The sequence below is a fragment of the Pseudomonas sp. LPH60 genome, assembly GCF_030718165.1.
In the GTDB taxonomy this organism is placed as follows: Bacteria; Pseudomonadota; Gammaproteobacteria; order Pseudomonadales; family Pseudomonadaceae; genus Aquipseudomonas; species Aquipseudomonas danubii.
In genome coordinates this window covers 601,555-626,399 of the sequence record NZ_JAVAJH010000004.1, presented here as the reverse complement: position 1 = coordinate 626,399, position 24,845 = coordinate 601,555, and the positions used below count along the sequence as shown (strand labels likewise).

The window sequence follows — 24,845 nt, the reverse complement described above, 5'->3', positions numbered from 1 at the left end:
TCATGGGGATGTGAGCAACGGCGGGCGGTGCAACAGGCCGTGTACCGGACCGAACACCACGGACAGCAGGTACAGGCTGCCCGCCACCAGCACGATGGCCGGTCCGCTGGGCAGCGAGTAATGGAATGACAGCAACAGGCCGAGCCACACCGAGAGACAACCCAGCAGCGCGGCGATGCCCATCAACAGCGGCAGCCGCCGGCTCCAGAAGCGCGAGGCGGCGGCCGGCAGCATCATCAGCCCCACCACCATCAGGGCGCCGATGGCCTGGAAACCGATCACCAGATTGAGCACCACCAGGGTCAGGAACAGGCCGTGAGCCAGGGGACCCAGGCGACTGACGCTGTGCAGGAACAGTGGGTCGAGGGTATCCAGCAGCAGGGGTTTGTAGATCAGGGCCATGGCCATCAGGCTGACGGCCGAGACCAGGAGCATGCCGTTGAGGGTCGGGCCGTCCACCGCCAGGGCCGAGCCGAACAGCAGGTGCAACAGGTCCAGGCGTTTGCCCGCCAACCCGAGGATCAGTACGCCGCTGGCCAGGGAGATGGGATAGATAGCCGCGATGCTGGCGTCTTCCCGCAGGCCGGTGCGGCGGGTGATCCAGGCCGCGAGGCCGGCCATGCCCAAGCCGGCGCCCAGGCCGCCGAAGGTCAGGGCCGGCAAGCTGAGACCGGCGAACCAGAAGCCCAGGGCGGCGCCAGGGAGGATGCCGTGGGCCACCGCATCGCCGATCAGGCTCATGCGCCGCAGGATCAGGAAGACGCCCAGAGGGGCGGTGCTGGAGGCCAGGACCAGGCCGCCGAGCAAGGCCCGGCGCATGAACACGAATTCGCTGAAGGGTTGCCAGAACTGTGCGGCGAACTGCATCACGCCACCTGCGTCTGGAAGGGCGGGGCAATCAGTTCTTGGCTCGGGCCCAAGACACAGCCGCTGCTTTTGACCCACAAGGTCTGAGGGATGTGCTGGCGCACGGCGGCCAGGCCATGACAAACCACCACCAGCGTCCGGCCCTGGGCGTGCCAGCTGTGCAGGTGTTGCCAGAGCAGGGTCTGGCCCGCTTCGTCGAGGGCGGCGTGGGGTTCGTCCAGGAGCAGCAGAGGCGCTTCGGTCAGGCTCAGTCTGGCCAGCAGCGCGCGCTGTAATTCCCCACCGGAAAGGGCCATCAACGGGCGATTTTCCAGACCACTCAAATGCCAGTCTTCGAGTACCGCCTGCAGTTTTTCTGCCCTGGCCCTGGCGGGTTCACGCTTGCCCCAGAAGCCTGCGGCCACCAGCGCTTCGAGGCTGATGGGGAACTGGCGATCGAGGTGTTGCTGTTGCGGCAGAAACGAAAAGCCGCCCCGTTTGGGCGCCGCCAGATCGACCTTGCCGGCCAAGGGCTTTTGCAGCCCAGCCAGGACTTTCAGCAGGCTGCTCTTGCCCGAACCGTTGGCGCCGATGATGGCGCTCAGGCTGCCGCTGGGCAGGTGCAGGTCCAGGGCTGGAGTCAGGGGTTGGCCCGGCGCGCCCCAGCGCAAACCTCGGCAGCGGATCATCAGGCCTCCCAGTTCCAGCGGCTTTGTGCCACGGCGTCGTGGGCGTGCAGGCTTTCCGCATGCACGACCCGCAGTTGGAAGGCGTTGACCCCGGGGGAGCGGCGCAGGGCCAGATTCAACCGGCGGGCGGCGTCTTCGCAGAACATCAGGTTTTGTCCGTTGGCCAGGGCGAAGGCCTGTTCATCGGCGCGTTTGACCGCCGTTTGCACGGCGGTGCCCAGGGCGTTTTCCGCGTCGTTGATCAGTGCAATCAACGGCAGTTCGTCGAGGAAGTCGTCCAGGCGCAGATGCAGTTCGGCGTTGCTGCGTTGGCTATGGGGCGTGGCGACTATGCCTTGGGTCGAGCCCAGCCAGGCCAGGATCTCGGCGTGCTGCAATGGCCGGTTGGCGAAATCGTCGACGAATTGCTGTTGGATCAACTGACGGGACAGGGCGGCCGAGCAAGGACAGGTGGAGGAATAAGGCACGACGATTTTTAGTTCCACGTGGAACATCGCGTTTTTCAGCCGTGCTTCGATGCTCAACGGATAGCTCTTCCAACCGGCCAAAGGGCTGACCAAGGCCGGGCGTTTGAGCAGCAGATCGAAGTGCAGGCGCAGGTAGGCGCTGTTGGCCAGGCCTTCGTGACTGTCGAGAAAGCGCTGTAGCACTTGGCGCAGCAGAGCAGGCGTGAGGTTGTCCTGTTCGAGCATTTCCAGGGCCAGGTACAGCCGCGACATATGAATGCCTCGCGCCTCGCCGTCGTCGAGGCTGACTCCGGCGTCCGCTTTGGCAGCGATCCGTTGGCTGTCCATCAGTACAGGTAAGGCAATGCCGCACATGCCCACCCATTCCAGGGGCAAGGCTTGGCGTGAGGCCTGCGCGGCGATATCCGGCAGAGTCAGCGCGTTCATGAACAGGTCCGTCGTTAGGAATATTTCTGCATGTTATATTATAACAATACATCCGATGAAACATTTTTCCTCGGCGGTTCTCTGGCCTGTTCTTGTGAGTACGGACGCTCCCTCATCTGCGGTATTTGTCATGCACAGACGTCAATTGCTCAACCTGCTGTTGGCCGGCACGGCCCTGATGTTGCCCTGGGCTGTTTCTGCCGCGCAGATCCGTAATGCGCGGCTGTGGAAAGACGCCGACAAGCTGCGGCTGGTGCTCGATCTGAGTGGCCCGGTGCAGTACAAGACCTTCACTCTGAGCGCACCGGAGCGCTTGATCATTGATTTGAACGGCGCTCGCCTGAGTGGCGATTTCAGTCAGTTGCCCCTGGCCCGTACGGTGATCCGCGCGATCCGCTCCGGGCATTTTGGCCAGGGCGATACACGGATCGTCCTCGACCTGAATGAGCCGGTGCAGCTCAACAGTTTTCTCCTGCCGCCCCAGGATGGGCAGGGCCACCGACTGGTGCTGGACCTGTCTGCGGCCGGCAAGGTGCCGTTGCAGATCGCCGCGGCCGCTGCGCCCCTGGCCCAGCCCGAGGCGTCGCCGGGCAAGCCTCATCCCAAGCGCGACATCATCGTGGTGGTGGACCCTGGCCACGGTGGCAAGGACCCCGGCGCCGTGGGGGCCAAGGGTGAGCGAGAGAAGGATGTGGTGCTGTCCATCGCCCGGTTGCTGGCCAAGCGGCTCAAGCGCGAGAAGGGCTTTGCCGTGAAGCTGGTGCGCAACGACGACTTCTTCGTGCCGTTGCGCAAGCGGGTGGAGATCGCCCGCAAGCACAAGGCCGACATGTTCATCTCGGTGCACGCCGATGCGGCGCCGCGCCTTAGCGCCTCCGGTGCCTCGGTGTATGCCTTGTCCGAAGGCGGGGCGACTTCGGCCACTGCGCGCTTCATGGCCCAGCGGGAAAACGATGCCGACTTGCTGGGGGCCAGCAGCCTGCTCAATCTCAAGGACAAGGACCCGATGCTGGCAGGGGTGATTCTCGACATGTCGATGAACGCCACTATTGCCGCCAGCCTGCAGCTAGGGGGCACGGTGCTGGACAGCCTGTCGGGGATTACCACCCTGCACCAGAAGCGCGTGGAACAGGCCGGCTTCGCGGTGCTCAAGTCGCCGGACGTGCCATCGATCCTGGTGGAAACCGGCTTCATCTCCAATCGCCGCGACAGCCAGCAACTGGTCACCACGCGGCATCAGCAGGCGATTGCCGACGGCCTGTTCCAGGGTTTGCAGCGCTACTTCGAAAAGAACCCGCCGGCCAACAGCTATCTGGCCTGGCTCCAGGAAACAAAGAACAGCCGCACCGTGTAGGAGCCGGCTAAGAGGCCGTTGGATTGTGCGTCGCCCTGACGGTCGCGTTCGCTGGCAAGCCAGCTCCTACAGTCACCAGCGCCTGCACCTGGCGCGCTGTGGGGGCGGCTAGCAACCGCTGATGCGGCTGCAGGTGAACTTGGCGCTGCTGCCGCCAGAACTGGAGAAGCGATTGCGGGTGGTCCAGCCCACGCGTTGGCTGTAGCCCACCCAGGCTTCACCATCGGAGGCCAGGCCGGTGAAGAAGGTCAGTTGCCCGTAGCGACTGTTGGTCTGCGCCCAGTAGCGTTTGCCGATCACCTCGAACCCGCGCAAGTAAGTGGTGCTGCCCGCCGTGGCGACGCTGTAGGCGTTGCCCAAGGGATCGACGCAGGCCAGCAGGGTGGCGCTGCGGGTGCAGGTGGCCAAGGTACTGGGCACGGCGGCTGTGGCGTGGCCGGCCAGCAGCATCAGGCTTGAAAGCAGGGTGGGCAGGACAAGGCGCATGGCAGTTCTCGTGGCGACAGGGGCGCAGCATTGCGCCCTTCGTCGTGGTCGGCAAGGGAGTATTGGCTAATCTGCATTGTTATAATATAACATAAAATAAAGCCTGACCCGTGACCCCCGCCATGACTGAACAAGAGCTCCTCGCCGAACCCTCGGCGCATTACATGAACGACGCCCAGCAGGGCTTCTTCCGCGATCTGCTGCTGGCCCAGCGCAGCGAATTGCAGGAGCGCATTGCCGCTGAGTTCGACCAACTGCGCGAGCAGGAACCCCACAGCGACCCCGCCGATATCGGCAGCGCCGAAGAGCAGCGGCAATGGCAACTGCGCCTGCTGGAGCGGGAAAAGAAGCTCCTGGACAAGATCGACGAGGCCCTTGAGCGCCTGGCCCGCGGCGAGTACGGCTGGTGCCGCGACACCGGCGAGCCCATCGGCCTGCAGCGCCTGCTGCTGCGGCCCACCGCCACCTTGTGTATCGAAGCCAAAGAACGCCAAGAGCTGCGCGAACGCCACCAACGGGCGCTTTGACCCAGCCGCGAACCTGATGAGGAACCCCCATGACCGAGCGTCTTCCCGTTACCGTGCTGTCCGGCTTTCTTGGCGCGGGCAAAAGCACCCTGCTCAATCACGTCCTGCGCAACCGCGACAACCTGCGGGTAGCGGTGATCGTCAACGACATGAGCGAAATCAACATCGACGGCAGCGAGGTGCAGCGCGATGTCAGCCTCAACCGCGCTGAAGAGAAGCTGGTGGAGATGAGCAACGGCTGCATCTGCTGCACCCTGCGCGAAGACCTGCTGGAAGAAGTGGGCAAGCTGGCCCGCGACGGGCGCTTCGACTACCTGCTGATCGAGTCCACCGGGATCTCCGAGCCGCTGCCGGTGGCAGAAACCTTCACCTTTCGCGATGAGGCCGGGCAGAGCCTGGCGGACATCGCCCGCCTCGACACCATGGTGACTGTGGTCGATGGCATGAACTTCCTGCTGGATTACCAGGCGGCGGAAAGCCTCGCCAGTCGCGGTGAAACCCTGGGCGAGGAAGACGAGCGTTCGATCACCGACCTGCTGATCGAGCAGGTGGAGTTTGCCGATGTGATCCTGGTCAGCAAGATCGACCTGATCAGCAGCGCCGAGCGCCAGGAGCTGATGGCGATCCTGGCGCGGCTCAACGCCCAGGCAGAGATCATCCCCATGGTCATGGGCCAGGTGCCCTTGGCCAAGATCCTCAATACCGGGCGCTTCGACTTTGAACGCGCGGCCCAGGCGCCGGGCTGGCTGCAGGAGTTGCGCGGCGAGCACGTACCGGAAACCCAGGAGTACGGAATTGCTTCAACCGCCTATCGGGCGCGGCGCCCCTTTCATCCGCAGCGCTTCTTCAACTTCATCAACCGGCCCTGGGTCAACGGCAAGCTGCTGCGCTCCAAAGGCTTCTTCTGGCTGGCCAGCAAGTACCAGGAAGCGGGCAGCTGGTCCCAGGCCGGTGGCTTGATGCGCCACGGTTTTGCCGGGCGCTGGTGGCGCTTCGTGCCCAAGCAGCAATGGCCCCAGGACGAGGAAAGCATGGCGGCGATCCTGCACAACTGGACCCCGGCTACGGGCGACTGTCGCCAGGAGCTGGTGTTCATCGGCCAGAACATCGACTTCACCCGGCTCTGTGCCGAGCTCGACCTGTGCCTGCTGGATGACGATGAAATGGCCCTGGGTGTCGAGGGCTGGAGCCTGATGACCGACCCTTTCGGTGCCTGGCATGAAGAGGAGGCGGCCTGATGCTGACCCTGAGTTCTCCGGTGACTCCACTGAGCATTCCATTGGCGGCCAGGAGCTTGCTGCTGCCTTGTGCGGTGCCGCTGGTTTCCCGGCGCGCGGCCATTGGCCCGACCCCGGCGGTCCTGGCCGAGGTGCTGGACGACGAGGTCAACCTCGGCCTCTGGCAGCGCCAGTTGCCGGCGCACATCGAGGACTTCGGCCCGTTGCTGTTGTCCCTCAACGAGCCCTTGGCCGAGTCCCTGTCCCTGGAACTGCCGGATGAGGATTGCCCACCGAACCTGCGGGGCCTGGCCTCGCGCTTCAGCGACTTGCACGGTTATGACGGCTTTATCGCCGACGTTTCCTGGCTGGTCAGCGCCTTTGCCTGCCTGTTGGGCGCCAAGCGCGTGGGCTTGCGCTTGCGGGTGCTGGACAAGGCCATGTGCCCGCGCTTTCACGTCGACCATGTGCCCGTGCGCCTGATCACCACCTATGCCGGGATTGGCAGCCAGTGGTTGCACGAGGGGGCGATGGACCGTCGACAACTGGGACAGGCCAGTGCTGAACCCCGAGACCCGGCGCTGATCCAGCAGATCGGCAGCGGTGAAGTGGCGCTGTTCAAGGGCGAGAAGTGGCACGGCAACGAAGGTTTCGGCCTGATCCACCGCTCGCCGCAACTGGCGTCGGGGGAGCGCCGGCTGATCCTTACCCTTGATTGGCTGGGTTGAGCCAGGCGTGTAGCCGCTGCCGAGCCTGCGAGGCTGCGCCAAGGTCCGCAGGACCTTCAGTGCGCTCAAGAGCGGCGTCTGCTGCGGCGTCGTTCTTGAGCGCGCGGATTTTCGCCCTGCACGGGAAGGGCGTAGCATCACCTCACAGGCTTTCCGGACCCCCTTGCCATGCTCCAGAACATTCCCACCCATGTGATCGCCGGCCCTCTGGGGGCCGGCAAGACCAGCCTGATCCGTCACCTGCTGAGCCAGCGTCCGGCCGAGGAGCGCTGGGCGGTGCTGATCAACGAGTTCGGCCAGATCGGCCTGGATGCGGCCTTGCTGACTCGGGATGACGATGGCATCGCCCTCGGCGAAGTGGCCGGCGGCTGTCTGTGCTGCGTCAACGGCGCACCGTTTCAGGTGGGCTTGGGGCGCCTGCTGCGCAAGGCCAAGCCGGATCGTCTGTTCATCGAGCCTTCCGGCCTCGGTCACCCGGCGCAATTGCTCAAGCAACTGAGCGTCGCGCCCTGGCAAGGGGTGCTGGCGTTGCAGCCCTGTGTGCTGGTGCTCGACGCCCAGGCCCTGGCGGCCGGCAAGCCGCTGCCCCAGGCCCAGCAGGACGCCCTGTCCAGCGCCGGCTTGTTGGTGTTGAACAAGGACGAACTGCTCAGCGACAGCGATCGGCTGCGGGTGCTGGAGCAGTTGCCGGACCTGCCCTTGTTCTGGACGCGCCACGCCGCCTTGCCCCTGGCCGAGCTACCGGGCCTGGAGGTCAGCGCCGGGGCGACGCTGGAGCACCTGGATGTTCCCCAGGGCCTGGCACAGTTACCGGCGGTGTGGAGCGATCCGGCGTTGCCGATCTGCCTCAGTCAGTCTCAGGAGGAGGGCTGGAGCATCGGCTGGCGCTGGCACCCGAGCCAGCAGTTCGACCTGATCCGGGTCGATCACTGGCTGCAGAACCTCGACTGGCGTCGGGCCAAACTGGTGATCCACAGCGATGAGGGCTGGCGCTCGGGCAATGGCTTGGATAATTCACCGCTGAACTGGCTGCCCAGCGAATGGCGACGGGATTCGCGCCTGGAGTTGATTTTCAGTGCCCCTCAGGACATGGCCGCCCTGCAAGCCAGCCTCAGCGCTTGCCGCCTGTAGGCGCAGGCTTGCCTGCGCCTCTCACGGCTTGAACTTGCGATGCTCTTCGCGCCACTGACTCAGCTCGATCACCTCGGCGCTGGGCAACGGCTCTTTCACTTCGAATGGATAGGGTGCCAGCTCGATGTGCGCGCTGTGGGCTCCGAACTGAGTGATGGTTCCGGCGTGGCGGGTTTCGCCAGTCACGGTGAATTCGAAGTTGTAGATTCGCGCCAGGCGCCGACGACCGTTGGCGTCCTTGACCAAACCGATGCGCTTGAGTGCGACGTTGCCGTCCAGCAGCTCGATGTCGAGCCGTGCACAGTGCTGCTTGACCCGCGCCAGCGCCCGTTCCCGCAGGCCGTGGTTGTGCCATAGCCAGGCGGCGCCGGTCGCCAGCAGCATCAGCACAAAAATGTTTCCAAGGGTCAGCATGAAGGTTTGCTCCAACGAAGTGGCGTCAGCTTAACTGCGTCTCCGGTCTGTCGTACAGGCTGCGTTTAGTCGCATACTGCGCGGCTTGAATTCCACCGGTTTTATGGAAAATCCTGCATGAAACGTACGCCCCACCTGCTTGCGATCCAGTCCCATGTGGTTTTCGGCCACGCCGGTAACAGTGCTGCGGTGTTTCCCATGCAGCGGGTCGGGGTGAATGTCTGGCCCCTGAATACCGTACAGTTCTCCAACCACACTCAGTATGGTCACTGGGCCGGAGAAGTGTTGGCGCCCCAGCAGATTCCCGAGCTGGTGGAAGGTATCGCCGCCATCGGCGAGTTGGGCAACTGCGATGCGATTCTCTCCGGTTACCTGGGCAGCGCGGCCCAGGGCCGGGCGATTCTCAGTGGCGTGGCGCGGATCAAGGCGACCAACCCCAAGGCCTTGTACCTGTGCGACCCGGTGATGGGCCATCCGGAGAAGGGCTGCAGCGTGCCGGCGGAAGTCAGCGACTTTCTGCTGGATGAAGCGGTGGCCATGGCGGATTTTCTCTGCCCCAACCAGCTGGAACTGGACAGCTTCTGCGGGCGCAAGCCGCAATCGTTGTTCGATTGCCTGGGCATGGCCCGCTCGCTGCTGGAGAAGGGCCCCAAGGCGGTGCTGGTCAAGCACCTGGACTACCCGGGCAAGTTGGCGGAAGGCTTCGAGATGCTGCTGGTGACCGCCGAGGGCAGCTGGCACCTGCGGCGTCCGCTGCTGGCGTTCCCGCGCCAACCGGTGGGAGTGGGCGACCTGACGTCGGGTCTGTTCCTGGCCCGGGTGCTGTTGGGTGACAGCCTGGTAGCGGCGTTCGAATTCACCGCCGCGGCGGTGCATGAAGTGCTGCTGGAAACCCAGGCCTGCGCCAGCTACGAGCTGGAGCTGGTGCGGGCCCAGGATCGCATTGCCCATCCGCGGGTGCGGTTCGAGGCCACGCCGATCGGCTTCTGATGGCGACCGGCGTTCAGTGACTCAGGCCTGCTCGGAGAATTGCACCGTCGGCGCCGGCTGACGGAAGCCCCGGGTGTGTACGCCCAGGTACGCCAGGCCCAAGGCGAACCAGGCCAGGCCAATCCCCAGGGTCAGGGCCGAGAGGCTGGTCCACAGCCAGACGATCAGGCCGAAGCCGATCAACGGCAGCAGGCCGTACTGCAGCAGTCGCGCCCCCGTGCGCGGGTGCCCCTGTCCCAGGTGACTCTTGATCACCGCCAGGTTGACCACCGAGAACGCCACCAGCGCGCCGAAGCTGATCATCGACGCCAGGGTGGTGAGGTCGATGACTACTGCCAGCAAGGACACCAGCGACACCAGGACAATGGCGATCACCGGGGTCTTGTAGCGCTCGGACAGGGTGCCGAACACCCGTCGTGGCAAGATGCCGTCGCGGCCCATGCTGAACAGGATGCGCGACACCGAGGCCTGTGACGCCAGGGCCGAACCGGCAGCGCCAGCGACATAGGTGGCAGTGAAGAACATCTCCAGGAAACGTCCGCCGGCGTGCAGCATCACCTCGCTGGCTGCCGAATCGGCGTCCTTGAAGCTGCTGCCGGGGAAGGCCAGCTGGCTGGTCATGGCCAACAGGATGAACAGCAGGCCCGCGCCCAGGGTGGTGATGACAATGGCCCGGGGAATGTCCCGGCGTGGGTCGCGGGTTTCCTCGGCCAGGGTCGATACCGCGTCAAAGCCGAGGAACGACAGGCACAGCACCGCCGCTCCGGCCATTAATGGCAACAGTCCGCTCTGGCTGCCGTCGCCGACCCAGGGCGCGCTCAGGTCCAGGCTCTCGGCCCCGGCCAACTGGCGAATCACCAGGGCCACGAACACCACCACGAACACCATCTGCGCGCAGACGATCAGGTTGCTCATGCTCGATACCGAACCGATGCCGCGAATGTTCAGCAGCGTCACCAGGCTGATGGTCGCCACCACAAAGACCCAGGCTGGCACGGCGGGAAAGGCCAGGTTGAGAAACAGGCCGATCACCAGGTAGTTGATCATTGGTAGAAACAGGTAATCCAGCAGCAGTGACCAGCCGGCAAGAAAGCCGATGCCCGGTCCGAAACTGAGGCTGGCGTAGGAATAGGCCGAGCCGGCAATTGGGTACTTCCTGACCATGACGCTGTAGGACAGGGCGGTGAAGAGCATGGCCAACAGGGTGATCACGTACGCGGCGGCGGTACGCCCGCCGGTGATCTGGGTGACCACGCCGTAGGTGGTGAAGACGGTCAGCGGGACCATGTACACCAGGCCGAAGAACACCAGGGCCGGCAGCCCGAGGATGCGGCGCAGGGAGGTGCCCTGGGCACTGTGGGTGAAATCGCTGGGGGCGAGGGTGGGATTGTCGGAGAGAGTATTGGCGCTGGGCATTGTTATTGTTCTCACGCGTTCGTGGGTTCGAAGGCTCCCCAAACGGGGAGTGCGCTTGTGCCTTGCCCAACGATTCTGGCAGCGGTGCCCCTGGGGCATAACTCTCTATGTGGTCAAAAAGGGATGGATGTGGCCATTCGGGATGACCGCAGAAGACTGCCTGGAGCAGCGGAGGGAGAGGGGGCGAGTGCGCAAGGCTTTGCAGGGGCGTGGCGAGGGGACCGTCCGTGGTCCTGCTGAATCAGCGTATCTGTCTGAGGATCAAGGGCCGTCGGCCTTGATTTCCTGGTAGCGCTTTTCCAGCTCCTGGCGGATCTGCCGACGCTGCTGGGCCTGGATATAGCGGCGCTTGCCGTCGGCGGTCTCGGGCTGCAGCGGTGGCACCTGGGCCGGTTTGCGTTGGTCGTCCACCGCCACCATGGTGAAGAAGCAGCTGTTGGTGTGGCGCACCGAGCGCTCGCGGATGTTCTCGGTCACCACCTTGATACCCACCTCCATGGAGGTGTTGCCGGTGTAGTTGACCGAGGCCAGGAAAGTCACCAGTTCGCCGACATGCACCGGCTCGCGGAAGATCACCTGGTCCACCGACAAGGTCACTACGTAGCGGCCGGCATAACGGCTGGCGCAGGCATAGGCGACTTCGTCGAGGTACTTGAGCAGGGTGCCGCCGTGGACATTGCCAGAGAAATTGGCCATGTCAGGGGTCATCAATACCGTCATCGACAGCTGGGCGTTTCCGGGTTCCATAGCACACTCACGGTTCAAGGCAGGGGTTGCTGGAGCACCTCTGCGGGTGCTGGTTTCAAGGATTTTCAAACCATCGATAACGGGACGCCGGGCCGCGTCGTGCCGTCACGCTCCGGTGGATCTGTTTCCTAATATTGCATCGCCTTTCTGCCATAAGTCCCGGTGTTAACCTGAAAAACACCCGTTCCAGGGCTTTTTCCGCTCATATTTTGGATATTTCTTTGTACTGATCAGATTTTTCTTTTTAGGCGATCTGCGCCGCCCAGCGTTCAAGGAGAACCCCGTCCATGCATGCCATCAGCTTCATTCAGGACTTGGCCGTGATCATGCTGGTCGCAGGTGTAGTGACCATTCTCTTTCATCGATTCAAGCAACCGGTGGTGCTGGGCTACATCGTCGCTGGCTTCATCATCGGTCCCCACACTCCGCCGTTCGGCCTGATCCACGACGAACAGACCATCAAGACCCTGGCCGAGCTTGGGGTGATTTTCCTGATGTTCTGCCTGGGGCTGGAATTCAGCCTGCGCAAGCTGTTCAAGGTGGGCGCCACGGCGTTTATCACGGCGTTCCTGGAAATCGTCCTGATGATCTGGATCGGCTACGAGATCGGTCGCTGGTTCGATTGGAGCACCATGGATTCGCTGTTCCTCGGAGCGATCCTGGCCATTTCCTCCACCACCATCATCGTCAAGGCGCTCAACGACCTGAAGATGAAGAACGAGCGCTTCGCCCAGCTGATCTTCGGTGTATTGATCGTCGAAGACATTCTCGGCATCGGCATCATCGCCTTGCTGTCGAGTATTGCGGTCAGTGGCACCGTGAGTTCCGGCGATGTGTTCTCCACCGTCGGCAAGCTTTCGCTGTTCATGATCGTGGCGCTGGTGATCGGCATTCTGCTGGTGCCGCGCCTCTTGGCCTACGTGGCCAGGTTCGACAGCAACGAGATGCTGCTGATCACGGTGCTGGGGCTGTGCTTCGGCTTCTGCCTGCTGGTGGTGAAGCTGGAGTACAGCATGGTCCTGGGCGCCTTCCTGATCGGCGCGATCATGGCCGAGTCCCGTCAGTTGCTGAAGATCGAACGGCTGATCGAGCCGGTTCGTGACCTGTTCAGTGCCATCTTCTTTGTCGCCATCGGTCTGATGATCGACCCGCAGATCCTTCTGCAATACGCCTGGCCCATCGCCGTGATCAGCGTGGCAGTGGTGCTGGGCAAGATGCTGTCCTGCGGCATGGGCGCCTTTATCGCGGGTAACGATGGACGGACCTCGTTGCGAGTCGGGATGGGCCTGTCACAGATTGGCGAATTTTCGTTCATCATCGCCGCCCTGGGCATGACCCTGCAGGTCACCAGCGATTTTCTCTATCCGGTCGCGGTTGCCGTGTCGGCGATCACCACCTTGCTCACGCCTTATCTGATTCGCGCGGCCGATCCTTTGTCGCACAAGCTGGCTGGAGTCCTGCCTCAACGCCTGAGCCGGGTGCTGGGCATGTATGGGGAGTGGTTGCGCAGTATCCAGCCTCAGGGGGAGGGCGCATTGCTGGCGTCGATGATCCGCAAGATCCTGCTGCAAGTGGGGGTGAATCTGGCGCTGGTGGTGGCGATCTTCTTTTCCGGCGGCTATTTCGCCAAGCGCATCGGCACTTATCTGGAGGAATGGGTCAGTGATCCTAGCTGGCAGAAGGCGCTGATCTGGGGCGCAGCGTTGCTGCTGTCCCTGCCATTCCTGATTGCCGCCTACCGCAAGCTCAAGGCGCTGTCGATGCTGCTGGCGGAGATGGGGGTCAAGGCGGAAGTGGCCGGGCGTCATACCCAGCGAGTGCGTCGGGTGATCGCCGAGGTGATTCCGATCCTGTCGCTACTGGTGATCTTTCTGCTGTTGGCGGCGCTGTCGTCGAGCATCCTGCCGACCCTGGAGTTGCTGGTACTGATTGCCGTGGTGGCGGCGGTGGTGGCCGCGGTGTTGTGGCGCTGGTTCATCCGCGTGCACACGCGGATGCAGGTGGCGCTGATCGAAACCCTCGATCACAGCAAGGACAACGGCGGACATTGACCTTGCCGCTCGCCAGCAGGGCGCTGGCGAGCCGGTTGCAACGGCGGGGGCTCAGCTTTCCAGCCAAACGTCCCGCGCCCAGTGCCACACCGATTCCCAGGACTCTTCGGTGATCAGCTCTTCTTCGCCGGACCACAGCACCACGGTGCCGTCTTCTTCGACGCAGTAGTAGTCGTCGCCGTCCTGGCAGATCGGGATCAGCTCACGAGGCACGCCCAGGTCCCAGGCGGTCGCGGCCACTTCCGGCAGGTAGGTGTGGGATTGCGGGTCGGTGACGGTGACCGGTTCCAGGCTGCCGTAAACCACGTCGCTGACCGTCAACAGGAACTCTTTGAAGACGAACGGGATATTGATGAACAGCTGTTCTTCAATTTCCACCAGTTGGTCTTCGTCCGGCAGTTCCAGGGGGACGGGTACCGGTTCGTTGGCTTCTCGGAGTTGTTCGATGACTTCTTCCACGGCCTGGGTCCTCTTTGCTCTATGGCGCGGTTGTTTGACGGCGGTTTATACAGTAGCTCGCTATAAGTGCAATCGTGAAATGCAAAACCCCGACCTGAGTCGGGGTTTTGCCTTACAGCTGTGACAGCAGAATGAATCAGCCGTTCTGGCGGATACCTGCCACCAGCCATGGCTGGTTGTCGCCCTGGGCGCGTTCCATGTTCCAGCTTTCGCTGAACACTTCGCCCTGGTCGAAGCGCGAGGTCTTCGATACACCGCTGAAGGTCAGGGTGGCGATGGTCTTGTCGGCACGGTCATCCACGCCTTCCAGCTGCACTTGCAGGTTGTCGATGTAGGTGGACTGGAAGCCGTCGCCCAGATCGGCACGTTCCTGTTTCAGGAACTGCAGCATCTGCGGGGTAACGAACTCGGCAATCTTGTCCATTTCGTTGGCGTCCCAGTGTTGCTGCAGGGACTGGAAGTGATTGCGCGCCGCTTCAATGAAGCGCTCTTCGTTGAACCAGGCCGGAGCGTTGATCACCGGACGCGCGGCAGGGGCTGCCGAGCCACCGAAGATCGAACCGCCAGCCGGTTGCTGAGGCTCGAACGCTTCACGCTGCATCGGTGCGTGACCCGCTGGAGCGAACTGCTCCTGCTGCTTGCGACGGCGAGCGGCGATAAAGCGGAAGATCACAAAGGCGATGACCGCCATGATCAGGATGTCGAAGATCTGCATGCCCTGGAAGCCGTCACCCATGAACATGGAGGCCAGCAGGCCACCGGCTGCGATGCCGGCCAGAGGGCCGAGCCAGCGCGAAGCACCACCGGCCTTGGCCGCGGCACCTGCGGCTCCGGCTGCGCCAGCGGTGGCGGCAGCGGCAGGCGCGCCCGGAGTGGTTGGCGCCGCCTGGCGAGTCTGGTGGGTCGGGGCAGCGCCGGCGCTTTTGCCGCCGCCGAAGCGCTTGGCGTTGGCGTCGAGGCTCATCGTCAGGCCGATGCACAGCGCCATGGCGATGCTAAGAAAACGTTTCATAAAGGGGGTTCCCATTTGTGGATGGCACGCGCGCCATATTGCACAGGTGAAGTGTCAGTAGCGAGCGGCATAATGTTTCGGGCTTTTGCCTGACAGGCTCGGTTCAGCTCCGTTCGCCGGCATGCTCGCCGATAGGTTTTTTGTCCTCAAGGACGCGGCTTTGGTTCAATTGCGTCGCCGTTCAGCGACGCAGTGCCAGGAGCACGACGCCGGCGGTGATCAGGCCGATTCCGCCCCACTGGCGCAGATCGAGTTTCTCGCCCAGCAGGGCCACGCCGATGACTGCGACCAACACCACGCTGAGCTTGTCCACCGGCGCCACCAGAGAGGCCGGGCCGAGTTTCAGGGCGCGGAAGTAGCACAGCCAGGAGGCCCCGGTGGCCAGTCCCGACAGCAGCAGGAACAGATAGCTCCTGGTGGAAATCGATCCCAGGGACTGATATTGGCCCGTTGCGTACAAAATCAAGGCCAGGCTGACCAGGACCACCACGGTGCGCAGCAGGGTGGCGAAGTCTGAATTGACGTTTTCTATCCCGACTTTGGCGAAGATCGCCGTCAAAGCGGCGAAAGTTGCCGAGAGCAGCGCCCAGAATGTCCACGAGGAAAAAAAGCCTGAACCCATGTTCGCGCTGCCTTTTCTGCACTGACCTGGCGGAGCCGGCTTGCTGGCGAAGAGGTGGTGCGCCAGTGAGCTTCACCGGCAAGCCGGCGCCTAGGGTCGGGTTAGATGGCTTCCAGCTTGGCGTAGCCGAGCATCAGCCATTTGCTGCCTTCGCTGAAGTTGACCTGGACCCGGGCCTGGGCACCGGCGCCTTCGAAGTTGAGGATCACCCCGTCGCCGAACACCGAGTGCCGCACCGCCTGGCCCAGGCTCAAGCCGGTGTCCGGAATCTCGCTGCCGCCGAACAGGCTGCTGGTGCTCTGCGACTGGCCACCGCCGAAAGGCCGGCTGACGCTGTTGGACAGGCGCACTTCCTGAATCAGCCCCTTGGGCACTTCGCGGACGAAGCGCGACACCTTGTTGTAGGTTTCGCTGCCGTACAGGCGACGGGTTTCCGCATAGGTCATCACCAGGTTCTGCATCGCCCGGGTGATGCCGACGTAGGCCAGACGGCGTTCTTCCTCAAGGCGGCCGGGTTCTTCCAGGCTCATCTTGTGCGGGAACAGGCCTTCTTCCATGCCCACCAGGAACACGTAGGGGAACTCCAGGCCCTTGGCGCTGTGCAGGGTCATCAGTTGCACGCTGTCTTCGTGCTCGTCGGCCTGGGTATCGCCGGCTTCCAGGGACGCGTGGCCGAGGAAGGCCGCCAGCGGCGTCAGGTCCTCGTCTTCTTCGGTGTTCTCGAAGTTGCGCGCGGCGCTCACCAGTTCCTCAAGGTTTTCCACCCGGGCCTGGCCTTTCTCGCCTTTTTCCGCTTCGTGGTAGGCGATCAGCCCTGACTGCTCGATCACCGTCTGGGTCATCAGGTGCAGGGGCATTTCCAGGGTCTTGGCCGCCAGGTTCTCGATCAGCTCGATGAAGGCGCCGAGGGCGCCGGCCGCACGACCGGTGAGGCCTTTATTGGCCACCAGCTGGCGCATGGCTTCCCACATCGACACATCGCTGTGGCGCGCGTGTTCGCGGATGGCTTCGACGGTCTTTTCGCCGATGCCCCGGGCTGGAACGTTGATCACCCGTTCCAGGGCTGCGTCGTTGCCCCGGCCTTCCAGCAAGCGCAGGTAAGCCATGGCGTTCTTGATCTCGGCCCGTTCGAAGAAGCGCTGACCGCCATAGATGCGGTACGGAATGCGCTCGCGCAGCAGGGCTTCTTCCAGCACCCGGGACTGGGCGTTGGAGCGGTAGAGAATGGCGATGTCGCTGCGGGCCAGGCCGGTTTTCAGCGCGCTCTCGATGGTTTCCACGACATAGCGGGCTTCATCGTGCTCGTTGAAGGCGGCGTACAGGTTGATGGCTTCGCCGTCGCCGCCGTCGGTCCACAGTTCCTTGCCCAGGCGTCCGGTGTTGTTGGCGATCAGGGCGTTGGCGGCCTTGAGGATGCCGGCGGTGGAGCGGTAGTTCTGCTCCAGGCGGATCACTTCGGTGTCCGGGAAGTCGGCGGAATACTGATGGATGTTCTCGATCTTCGCTCCACGCCAGCCGTAGATCGACTGGTCGTCGTCGCCCACCACCATCAGGCTGTCGCCCCCCTGGGCCAGCAGCCGCAGCCAGGCGTATTGCACGGCGTTGGTGTCTTGGAACTCGTCCACCAGCACATGGCGGAAGCGCTTCTGGTAGTGCGCCAGCAGGCCCGGGTGGTCGCGCCACAAGTCCAGGGCGCGCAGCAGCAGTTCGGAGAAATCGATAACTCCGGCGCGCTGGCAGGCGGCCTCATAGGCCTCATAGATGCCGCGCATGGTGGCCAGGAAAAGATCGCCGCTGGCCTGGATGTGTTGCGGGCGCAGGCCTTCGTCTTTCTGTCCGTTGATGAACCACTGGGCCTGACGGGCCGGCCAGCGCTGCTCATCCAGGCCCAGCTCGCGGATCACCCGCTTGACCAGGCGTTGCTGGTCGTCGCTGTCGAGAATCTGGAAGGTCTGGCTCAGGCCGGCTTCCTGCCAGTGGGCTCGCAGCAGGCGGTGCGCCAGGCCGTGGAAGGTGCCGACCCACATGCCTGCCGGGTTGATGCCCAGCAATTGCTCGATGCGGTGGCGCATCTCGGCGGCGGCCTTGTTGGTGAAGGTCACCGACAGGATCGAGTGGGGCGAGGCGTTCTCGACCTGGATCAACCAGGCGATACGGTGCACCAGCACTCGGGTTTTGCCGGAGCCAGCACCGGCCAGGACCAACTGACGACCCACGGAGGCAGCTACGGCCTGGCGTTGGGCATCGTTGAGGGAGTTCAACAGGAGGGAGAGATCATCGCGCATCGGGGCATTCTAGGGGGCCGCGTCACCCCGGGCAAACCCGGCATTGCATTAGCCGATAAAACAACGGCCGGGGACGACCGGTTGGTCACAGGCCGCAGCCATTGGTGTCTCGCGCGCGCGCACTTGCACGGCGGATTACGGCGGGATTTGTTTTATCGATTTTATGATCCAGAGCAGTTTGGCTCGAGCTTGTGCTTGTGTATGCTCCGCCGACGTTTCGGGCTCTACATTATAAGAATACTGCCTATGACACTTAACCCCGACCCGTCCGGGCCCTTCATGGCGCCGGGGGGCATCCGCCAGCATTACGCCGTCGAGATGGCAGTGGAGCGTACGCGCCTGCTGTATCAGGGCTCGCTGCTGCCGACCCTTTTCATGCTGCTCAACGGTCTGGTGTGCACCTGGTTGCTCTGGAGTCCGGCGCGCTATCTGTTGCTCAGCGTGTGGATGGTCTGGCTGCTGGCCCTGGTGGCCTTGCGGGTGATCCAGGTGGCGGCGTTCGACTCGGCGATTCCCAGTCGCCAGGCGCAGCCCATCTGGCAGCGCATGTTTCTTCTGGGGTCGGCGGTCAGTGGCCTGACCCTGGCCTGCGCCGGCATCGCCCTGGTGCCCACCGACAGCTTTTTGCAGCAGGCCTGGGTTTTCGGCCTGATCGGCGCGGCGATTCTTTCCGCCAGCGTGGCCTACGCGGTCAGCCTGCAGGCCTTTCTCTCCTTCACATTGCCCTGCCTGTTGCCGGCCATCGCCTATCTGTTCTGGGGCGGAGACGATCAGCAGCGCGGCTGGGGCTGGCTTGGGCTGATTCTCCTGGTATCCCTGAGCGTGGTGGCCTGGCAGGTCAACCGCCTGATTCAGCGAGGCCTGTTGCGGCGCTTTCAGAATCAGGCGCTGATCGAGCATCTGCAGGATGCCCAGAGCCGCGGCAGCCAGCTCAACCGCGAGCTGGCCCGTGAGATCGAACAGCGCCGACGGGCCGAAGAACAATTGCGTGAAGCCCAGGCGGGACTGGAGCAGCGGGTGGCCCAGCGCAGCCTGGAACTGGACCAGGCCAACCAGGCCCTGAGCAAGAGCGAGGCGCGCCTGGCCCTGGCCCTGAATGCCAGCGAGCTGGGACTTTGGGACTGGAACCTGCAGACCGACGAAATCCATCACACCCAGATCAAGGAACTGTTTGGCCTGGAACCCGAAGACGTCACCGCGATGCTCAGCCATCTCAAGCCGCGCCTGCACCCCGAGGATTTGCCGCTGCTCAAACGTGCCCTGGTGGAGCATCTCAAGGGCCGCAGCGAGGATTACCAGGTGGAGTACCGGGTGCGTCATGGCGATGGCCATTGGGTGTGGATCGAGGACCGGGGCAGGGCGGTGGAGCGCAGTCCTGGTGGAAGGGTGTTGCGCATGGTGGGCACGCGGCGGGATATCAGCGCCGACAAGGAAGTGGAGGTGCAGCGCAATCTGGCGGCGACAGTGTTCGAGGCGGCCAGTGAAGGCATCGTCATCCTCGACCCCGAGTACGCCCTGATCGCTGCCAATCAGGCCTTCAGCCAGGTCACGGGCTATCAGATCGAGGACATGCTCGGGCGCAATGTGGTGGAACTGTCCTGTAGCCGCGATGCCCGCCGGCATTACCCGTTGATTCATCAGGCCCTGGAGCAACACGGCAGTTGGCAGGGCGAGCTGGTGGAGACCCGCAAGAACGGCGAGCTCTATCCGCAATGGCTGCAATTGAATGTCGTACGGGATAAACGAGGGAAAATCCGCCACATCGTGGGCTTCTTCGCCGATCTCTCGGCTCGGCGCGAGTCCGAGGAGCGCATGCGCTACCTCACTCACTACGATGAACTCACCGGGCTGGCCAACCGTTCCCTGTTTCGCGAGCGCCTGGGCGAGGCCCACCAACGGGTACGCCAGGGCGGCCGCAGCCTGGCCTTGCTGCACATCAATCTGGATCGCTTCAAGTTGCTCAACGACAGCCTCGGCCATGAAGTGGCCGACCAGTTGCTGCAGAAGATGTCCAGACGACTGGTCAATGCCCTGCCGGAGGCCGACACCATCGCCCGGCTGTCCGGGGATGAGTTCGCTGTGTTGTTCGACGCCTACGGCAGCCTGTCGAGCCTGACGCGGGTGGCGACCCGGCTGCTGAGCAAGCTGCGCCTGCCGATCACCGTCGATGGCCATGAATTGGTGGTCAGTGCCTCCATGGGCATCAGCATGCTGCCGGACAGCGCCCGGGAGATTGCGGCTTTGGTCAGTCAGGCGAACATGGCCATGGCCCACGCCAAGCATCTGGGCGGCAACAACTTCCAGTTCTACACCGAGAGCCTGCAGGCCAGCACTCTGGAGCGTCTGCAACTGGAGAACCAGCTGCGCAAGGCCATCGAAGAAGGCCAGTTGATGGTGTTCTACCAACCCAAGCTGTGCCTGGCCACGGGCCGGCTGAATGCTGCCGAAGCCCTGGTGCGCTGGGATCACCCGACCATGGGCCGGGTGCCGCCGGGGGACTTCATCGGCCTGGCGGAAGAGACCGGGCTGATCGGGCCCATCGGCGAGTTTGTGTTGCGTCAGGCCTGCCGCCAAGCCTGCGACTGGCAGCGCCAGGGGCTGGAGCCGATTCGGGTGTCGGTCAACCTGTCGGTGTATCAACTGCGCCAAGGCAAGCTGGTGAGCCTGGTGCGCCAGGTATTGGAAGAAACCGGCCTGGAGCCGCATTTCCTCGAGCTGGAACTGACTGAAAGCCAGCTCCTGGACAGCGTCGAGCACATCATCGCGACCTTCCAGCAACTGCGTGATCTGGGAGTGAAGCTGGCCATCGATGACTTCGGCACGGGTTACTCGTCCCTGAGCTACCTCAAGCGCATTCCGGTGGACTACGTGAAGATCGACCAGGCCTTTATCCGTGGCCTTGCCGAAGGTGGCGAGGATGCGGCGATTACCCGGGCAATCATTGCCATGGCGCACGGGCTGTCGCTGAAAGTGGTGGCCGAGGGGGTCGAGGACCCGGCGCAGTTGACCTTCCTGCGGGCCGAACACTGCGATGAAGTGCAGGGCTACCTGATCAGTCGTCCGGTGAATGCCGAAGCGCTCGCGCAGCTGTTGCAGGCCCAGTCTCGCTAGTGGGCGGCGACGCCAGCCACAACGGCTACATAAGCCGTACCCGGCTGAAAATGGGGGGCAGGCCGGCAAATTGATGATGCATTGAACAGGCAAAAAGACGATTCCTGTAGTATAACTACAAGCTTGCTACATCCCCGGCGTCAGCCAATAACAATGAGTCCAGCCCTTTGAACCTGTTGCAGCACATCGCCCAGTCACGTCATTTGTTACGCAAATCGGAACTCAAGGTCGCCGATCACGTGCTCCTTGATCCTGCGGCCGTGATGCACAGTTCCATGGCGGACCTGGCCCACAGCGTGGGCATCAGCGAACCGACCATCGTGCGTTTCTGCCGGGCCATCGGTTGCTCCGGTTTTCAGGACCTGAAGCTCAAGTTGGCTCAGAGCCTCGCCGCCGGTGCCAGCTTTGGCCAGTTCGCGATCCATGAAGACGATTCTGTCGCTGACTACAGCCTGAAGATCTTCGACACCACCCTGCACACCCTGATGGAAGTGCGCGAGAAGCTCGATCCGGTGGCCCTGCAGCAGGCGGTGACCGCCATGTCCCAGGCCCAGCGCGTGGAGTTCTACGGCTTTGGCGCGTCTGGCGCGGTGGCGGCGGATGCCCAGCACAAGTTCTTCCGCCTGCTGCTGACTGCGGCGGCCTATTCCGACCCGCACATGCAGGCGATGTCGGCGGTGACCTTGAAGCCTACCGACGTGGCCATCTGTATTTCTCAGTCCGGGCGCTCCAAAGACCTGCTGATCACCGCCAACCTGGTGCGTGAAAGCGGCGCCTCGCTGATCACCCTGTGCCCGAGCCAGACGCCGTTGGCCGAGCTGTCCACGGTCAACCTGGCCATCGATGTGCACGAAGACACCGAGATCTACACCCCGCTGACCTCGCGTATCGCCCACCTGGTGGTGATCGACGTGCTGGCCATGGGCGTGGCCATGGCCCGCGGGCCGAGCCTGGTGAACCACCTCAAGAGCGTCAAGCGCAGCCTTCGCAGCCTGCGTCTGTCGCCCAAGTCGGTCAAAGCCCTGGACGACTGACTCCTGGAGAGGGGCGAATGTTCATCGTCCTGTAACCGACCCGCCGCCAAACCGTAACCGCCGACGTCCATCGTGAAGCTCCCGTACTCGCATTGGGAGACTCGAAATGGCCCGGCCTTACGAAGAGAGCAACAGCGCAGTCAAGACCCGTCGTCAGCAGGAAGACCAGCGCCGCATGGAATTTCGTCGTGCGATCGAACACCGCTTCGAGCTGCGTCAGTTGCAGCAGCAAATCAACGATTACCCCGAGCTTGAGGCCGTCAATTACTGGCAGGCGGCACCCGCGGCTTCCCGTCGAAGCGTTCAACCAGCCCGCTGATCTGCACGCGTTCGCTGCGGATGAATCCCAGGAACGCATGCGCTACCGGTGACAGGCGTTTGGCTTTGGCCTGCACCAGGCACCAGCTGCGAAGCAATGGCAGCTCTTCGACCGGCAACTCGATCAAGCCGCCGGTCGCCAACTCAAGGTTCAGGGCGTGGCGCGTCAGCAAGGCCACGCCCAGACCCGCCCGCACGCACTCGCGCTGAGCTTCCGCCGACGACACTTCGAGGATCTGGGTGAAGTGCACGCGCTTCTCCTTGAAGTACTCCTCGCAGGCCAGGCGGGTGCCCGAGCCGGGCTCGCGCAGCACCAGGGTGTAGGGCTCCAGGTCCTGCAGGCGCAGCGGACCCATGTGGCTCAGGGGATGATCCGGCGGCGCCACGGCGACGATGGGGTTGTTGAGGAAGGGCAGGAACTCCAGCTCCATGTCCTGGGGCACCATGGACATGATCACCAGGTCATCGCGGTTGTCCGAGAGGCGGCGGATCACCTGGGAGCGGTTGACCACCGTCAGTTGCAGGTGGACTTCCGGATGCTGGCGCTTGAAGGCGGCGAACAGGTGCGGGACGAAGTATTTGGCGCTGGATTCCACCGCCAGCTTGAGCTGGCCCTGCAGCGAGCCCTGCATGTCCGAGAGCTGCATGTCGAGGTTTTCCAGGCGCCCGAAGATGTCCCGGCTGGCCCGTTGCAGGGCCTCGGCGGCTTCGGTCATGTAGAGCTTCTTGCCCACGTAATCGAACAGCGGCTGGCCGATCAGCTCCTCCAGCTGACGGATCTGCAGGCTGACCGCGGGCTGGGTGAGATTCATTTCATCGGCGGCGCGGCTGTAGGAGCGTAGATCGCAGACTTCATTGAAAATCTGCAACTGACGTAATGTCAGTCTCATCAAGGACTTACGCATTTTTCAGTGCTCGCGCCAAGGGCTGGTAGCACAACTATAAGTCTTTACTTATGCCCAACCCAATAATTATTGATTTTTGTTAATCCCTCTGCAGAGCTAGTGTGACGCGGCGACTGACTTGAAACATTTGGTCACGCGCCGACTCGGTCTAGCGGGTCGTTTGTTCCAACGGCTCAAGGGAACCTCCAAGTGATAAAAAAGATCCTGATCGCCAACCGTGGTGAGATCGCCGTACGAATCGTGCGTGCCTGCGCCGAGATGGGCATCCGTTCGGTAGCGATCTTCTCCGACGCTGATCGCCATGCCCTGCATGTAAAGCGTGCGGATGAGGCCCACAGCATTGGCGCCGAGCCGCTGGCCGGCTACCTGAACCCCCGCAAGCTGGTGAACCTGGCGGTGGAAACCGGCTGTGATGCCTTGCATCCCGGCTATGGTTTTCTTTCGGAAAACGCCGAACTGGCGGACATCTGCGCCGAACGTGGCATCAAATTCATCGGCCCGTCGGCGGAAGTCATCCGCCGCATGGGCGACAAGACTGAAGCCCGCCGCAGCATGATCAAGGCCGGCGTGCCGGTGACCCCGGGTACCGAAGGCAACGTCGCGGATATCCATGAAGCCCTGACTGAGGGCGACCGCATCGGCTACCCGGTGATGCTCAAGGCCACCTCCGGTGGTGGCGGCCGCGGCATTCGTCGCTGCAACAGCCGTGAAGAGCTGGAGCAGGCGTTCCCCCGAGTGATTTCCGAAGCCACCAAGGCCTTCGGTTCGGCGGAAGTGTTCCTGGAAAAATGCATCGTCAATCCCAAGCACATCGAAGCGCAGATCCTCGGCGACAGCTTTGGCAACGTGGTGCACCTGTTCGAGCGCGACTGCTCGATCCAGCGCCGTAACCAGAAGCTCATCGAGATCGCCCCGAGCCCGCAGTTGACCCCGGAACAGCGCGCCTACATCGGCGACCTGTCGGTGCGCGCGGCCAAGGCCGTGGGCTACGAGAACGCCGGCACCGTGGAGTTCCTGCTCGCCGAGGGCGAGGTGTACTTCATGGAGATGAACACCCGGGTGCAGGTGGAGCACACCATCACCGAGGAGATCACCGGCATCGACATCGTTCGCGAGCAGATCCGCATCGCCTCGGGCCTGCCACTGTCGGTGAAGCAGGAAGACATCCACCACCGTGGTTTTGCCCTGCAGTTCCGGATCAACGCCGAGGACCCGAAGAACAACTTCCTGCCCAGCTTCGGCAAGATCACCCGTTACTACGCCCCCGGCGGACCCGGCGTGCGCACCGACACGGCGATCTACACCGGCTACACCATTCCGCCGTTCTACGACTCCATGTGCCTGAAGCTGGTGGTCTGGGCGCTGACCTGGGAAGAGGCGATGGACCGTGGCCTGCGCGCCCTCGACGACATGCGTCTGCAAGGGGTCAAGACCACCGCCGCCTACTACCAGGAAATCCTGCGTAACCCGGAATTCCGTAGCGGTCAGTTCAATACCAGCTTCGTTGAAAGCCATCCGGAACTGACCAACTACTCGATCAAGCGCAAACCCGAAGAGCTGGCCCTGGCCATCGCCGCCGCCATCGCCGCCCACGCAGGCCTGTGAGGAAT

23 protein-coding genes are annotated in these 24,845 nt (G+C 63.3%); 11 read left to right on the top strand and 12 right to left on the bottom strand.

Annotated elements, in window-relative coordinates; all coding sequences use genetic code 11:
- Genes Q8O96_RS17680 through folE2 form a run of 3 tightly spaced genes read right to left on the bottom strand, consistent with a single transcriptional unit; the run spans window position 1 to window position 2,428 of the window.
- Window positions 1-867 carry a metal ABC transporter permease gene (locus tag Q8O96_RS17680; RefSeq protein WP_305949162.1) on the bottom strand — a complete coding sequence of 289 codons (867 nt, stop codon included), beginning with the start codon at window positions 865-867 and terminating at the stop codon, window positions 1-3.
- Complete coding sequence (locus Q8O96_RS17675) at window positions 867-1,535, bottom strand: metal ABC transporter ATP-binding protein (protein WP_305949161.1); 669 nt, start codon at window positions 1,533-1,535, stop codon at window positions 867-869. The genes Q8O96_RS17680 and Q8O96_RS17675 overlap by 1 nt, the downstream gene beginning before the upstream one ends.
- Entirely contained in the window at window positions 1,535-2,428 is an 894-nt protein-coding gene (folE2, locus tag Q8O96_RS17670) for a GTP cyclohydrolase FolE2 (RefSeq protein ID WP_102862384.1), read from the bottom strand. Before folE2 ends, Q8O96_RS17675 begins: the two co-directional genes overlap by 1 nt.
- A 130-nt stretch (window positions 2,429-2,558) precedes the next feature.
- On the opposite strand from folE2, the gene Q8O96_RS17665 reads away from it, so the two are divergent.
- On the top strand, window positions 2,559-3,782 hold the full coding sequence (locus Q8O96_RS17665) for an N-acetylmuramoyl-L-alanine amidase (protein ID WP_115581256.1): 1,224 nt from the start codon (window positions 2,559-2,561) through the stop codon (window positions 3,780-3,782).
- A 108-nt stretch (window positions 3,783-3,890) separates the two neighbouring features.
- On the opposite strand, the gene Q8O96_RS17660 is transcribed toward Q8O96_RS17665, so the two are convergent.
- Window positions 3,891-4,268, bottom strand: a complete 378-nt coding sequence (locus Q8O96_RS17660; protein WP_102881365.1) for a glutamine synthetase — start codon at window positions 4,266-4,268, stop codon at window positions 3,891-3,893.
- Window positions 4,269-4,390: 122 nt separating this feature from the next.
- On the opposite strand from Q8O96_RS17660, the gene dksA reads away from it, so the two are divergent.
- The 4 genes from dksA (at window position 4,391) to Q8O96_RS17640 (ending at window position 7,871) form a co-directional block, all read left to right on the top strand.
- Complete coding sequence (gene dksA / locus Q8O96_RS17655; RefSeq protein ID WP_102862381.1) at window positions 4,391-4,795, top strand: RNA polymerase-binding protein DksA; 405 nt, start codon at window positions 4,391-4,393, stop codon at window positions 4,793-4,795.
- Between the two features lie 29 nt (window positions 4,796-4,824).
- Window positions 4,825-6,033, top strand: coding sequence for a zinc metallochaperone GTPase ZigA (gene zigA, locus Q8O96_RS17650; protein ID WP_102862380.1), 1,209 nt, complete (start codon window positions 4,825-4,827; stop codon window positions 6,031-6,033).
- Window positions 6,033-6,740, top strand: a complete 708-nt coding sequence (locus Q8O96_RS17645; RefSeq protein WP_305949160.1) for a DUF1826 domain-containing protein — start codon at window positions 6,033-6,035, stop codon at window positions 6,738-6,740. Before zigA ends, Q8O96_RS17645 begins: the two co-directional genes overlap by 1 nt.
- A 168-nt stretch (window positions 6,741-6,908) precedes the next feature.
- The gene (locus Q8O96_RS17640) at window positions 6,909-7,871 is read left to right on the top strand and encodes a GTP-binding protein (protein ID WP_305949159.1); all 963 of its coding nucleotides are present in this window, start codon (window positions 6,909-6,911) and stop codon (window positions 7,869-7,871) included.
- 21 nt (window positions 7,872-7,892) lie between these two features.
- Here the strand turns inward: Q8O96_RS17640 and Q8O96_RS17635 are convergent, their stop codons facing one another.
- Window positions 7,893-8,285: a DUF3301 domain-containing protein gene (locus Q8O96_RS17635; RefSeq protein ID WP_102862377.1), complete on the bottom strand. Its 393-nt coding sequence runs from the start codon at window positions 8,283-8,285 to the stop codon at window positions 7,893-7,895.
- A 117-nt stretch (window positions 8,286-8,402) separates the two neighbouring features.
- Here Q8O96_RS17635 and pdxY point away from each other — a divergent pair, with 117 nt between their 5' ends.
- On the top strand, window positions 8,403-9,275 hold the full coding sequence (pdxY, locus tag Q8O96_RS17630; protein WP_102862376.1) for a pyridoxal kinase PdxY: 873 nt from the start codon (window positions 8,403-8,405) through the stop codon (window positions 9,273-9,275).
- A gap of 21 nt (window positions 9,276-9,296) precedes the next feature.
- Here pdxY and Q8O96_RS17625 read toward each other — a convergent pair whose 3' ends face one another.
- Together Q8O96_RS17625 and Q8O96_RS17620 are read right to left on the bottom strand one after the other, a co-directional pair.
- Complete coding sequence (locus tag Q8O96_RS17625; protein WP_305949158.1) at window positions 9,297-10,691, bottom strand: APC family permease; 1,395 nt, start codon at window positions 10,689-10,691, stop codon at window positions 9,297-9,299.
- A gap of 261 nt (window positions 10,692-10,952) precedes the next feature.
- Window positions 10,953-11,438 carry an acyl-CoA thioesterase gene (locus Q8O96_RS17620; RefSeq protein WP_102862374.1) on the bottom strand — a complete coding sequence of 162 codons (486 nt, stop codon included), beginning with the start codon at window positions 11,436-11,438 and terminating at the stop codon, window positions 10,953-10,955.
- 287 nt (window positions 11,439-11,725) lie between these two features.
- On the opposite strand from Q8O96_RS17620, the gene Q8O96_RS17615 reads away from it, so the two are divergent.
- Entirely contained in the window at window positions 11,726-13,489 is a 1,764-nt protein-coding gene (locus Q8O96_RS17615) for a cation:proton antiporter (protein WP_305949157.1), read from the top strand.
- Window positions 13,490-13,540: 51 nt separating this feature from the next.
- On the opposite strand, the gene Q8O96_RS17610 is transcribed toward Q8O96_RS17615, so the two are convergent.
- From Q8O96_RS17610 to uvrD, 4 genes are all read right to left on the bottom strand, one after another.
- Window positions 13,541-13,948: an SMI1/KNR4 family protein gene (locus tag Q8O96_RS17610; protein WP_102862372.1), complete on the bottom strand. Its 408-nt coding sequence runs from the start codon at window positions 13,946-13,948 to the stop codon at window positions 13,541-13,543.
- Window positions 13,949-14,084: 136 nt separating this feature from the next.
- Entirely contained in the window at window positions 14,085-14,960 is an 876-nt protein-coding gene (locus tag Q8O96_RS17605; protein ID WP_102862371.1) for a Tim44 domain-containing protein, read from the bottom strand.
- Between the two features lie 181 nt (window positions 14,961-15,141).
- Window positions 15,142-15,582 (bottom strand): EamA family transporter, encoded by a 441-nt coding sequence (locus Q8O96_RS17600; RefSeq protein WP_060841802.1) that lies wholly within the window; start codon window positions 15,580-15,582, stop codon window positions 15,142-15,144.
- A gap of 101 nt (window positions 15,583-15,683) precedes the next feature.
- Window positions 15,684-17,867, bottom strand: coding sequence for a DNA helicase II (gene uvrD / locus Q8O96_RS17595; RefSeq protein ID WP_011064327.1), 2,184 nt, complete (start codon window positions 17,865-17,867; stop codon window positions 15,684-15,686).
- Between the two features lie 246 nt (window positions 17,868-18,113).
- Here uvrD and Q8O96_RS17590 point away from each other — a divergent pair, with 246 nt between their 5' ends.
- The 3 genes from Q8O96_RS17590 to Q8O96_RS17580 all read left to right on the top strand — a co-directional run bounded on the left by Q8O96_RS17590 (window position 18,114) and on the right by Q8O96_RS17580 (window position 22,331).
- Window positions 18,114-20,978, top strand: a complete 2,865-nt coding sequence (locus Q8O96_RS17590; protein ID WP_115581252.1) for an EAL domain-containing protein — start codon at window positions 18,114-18,116, stop codon at window positions 20,976-20,978.
- A gap of 167 nt (window positions 20,979-21,145) precedes the next feature.
- The gene (gene hexR, locus Q8O96_RS17585; RefSeq protein ID WP_011064325.1) at window positions 21,146-22,012 is read left to right on the top strand and encodes a transcriptional regulator HexR; all 867 of its coding nucleotides are present in this window, start codon (window positions 21,146-21,148) and stop codon (window positions 22,010-22,012) included.
- Between the two features lie 106 nt (window positions 22,013-22,118).
- Window positions 22,119-22,331: a PA3496 family putative envelope integrity protein gene (locus Q8O96_RS17580; RefSeq protein ID WP_081002137.1), complete on the top strand. Its 213-nt coding sequence runs from the start codon at window positions 22,119-22,121 to the stop codon at window positions 22,329-22,331.
- On the opposite strand, the gene Q8O96_RS17575 is transcribed toward Q8O96_RS17580, so the two are convergent.
- On the bottom strand, window positions 22,273-23,235 hold the full coding sequence (locus Q8O96_RS17575) for a LysR family transcriptional regulator (protein WP_102862367.1): 963 nt from the start codon (window positions 23,233-23,235) through the stop codon (window positions 22,273-22,275). The genes Q8O96_RS17580 and Q8O96_RS17575 overlap by 59 nt on opposite strands.
- Window positions 23,236-23,424: 189 nt before the next feature.
- Here Q8O96_RS17575 and Q8O96_RS17570 point away from each other — a divergent pair, with 189 nt between their 5' ends.
- Entirely contained in the window at window positions 23,425-24,840 is a 1,416-nt protein-coding gene (locus Q8O96_RS17570) for an acetyl-CoA carboxylase biotin carboxylase subunit (protein WP_025131542.1), read from the top strand.
- Window positions 24,841-24,845: the final 5 nt, after the last annotated feature.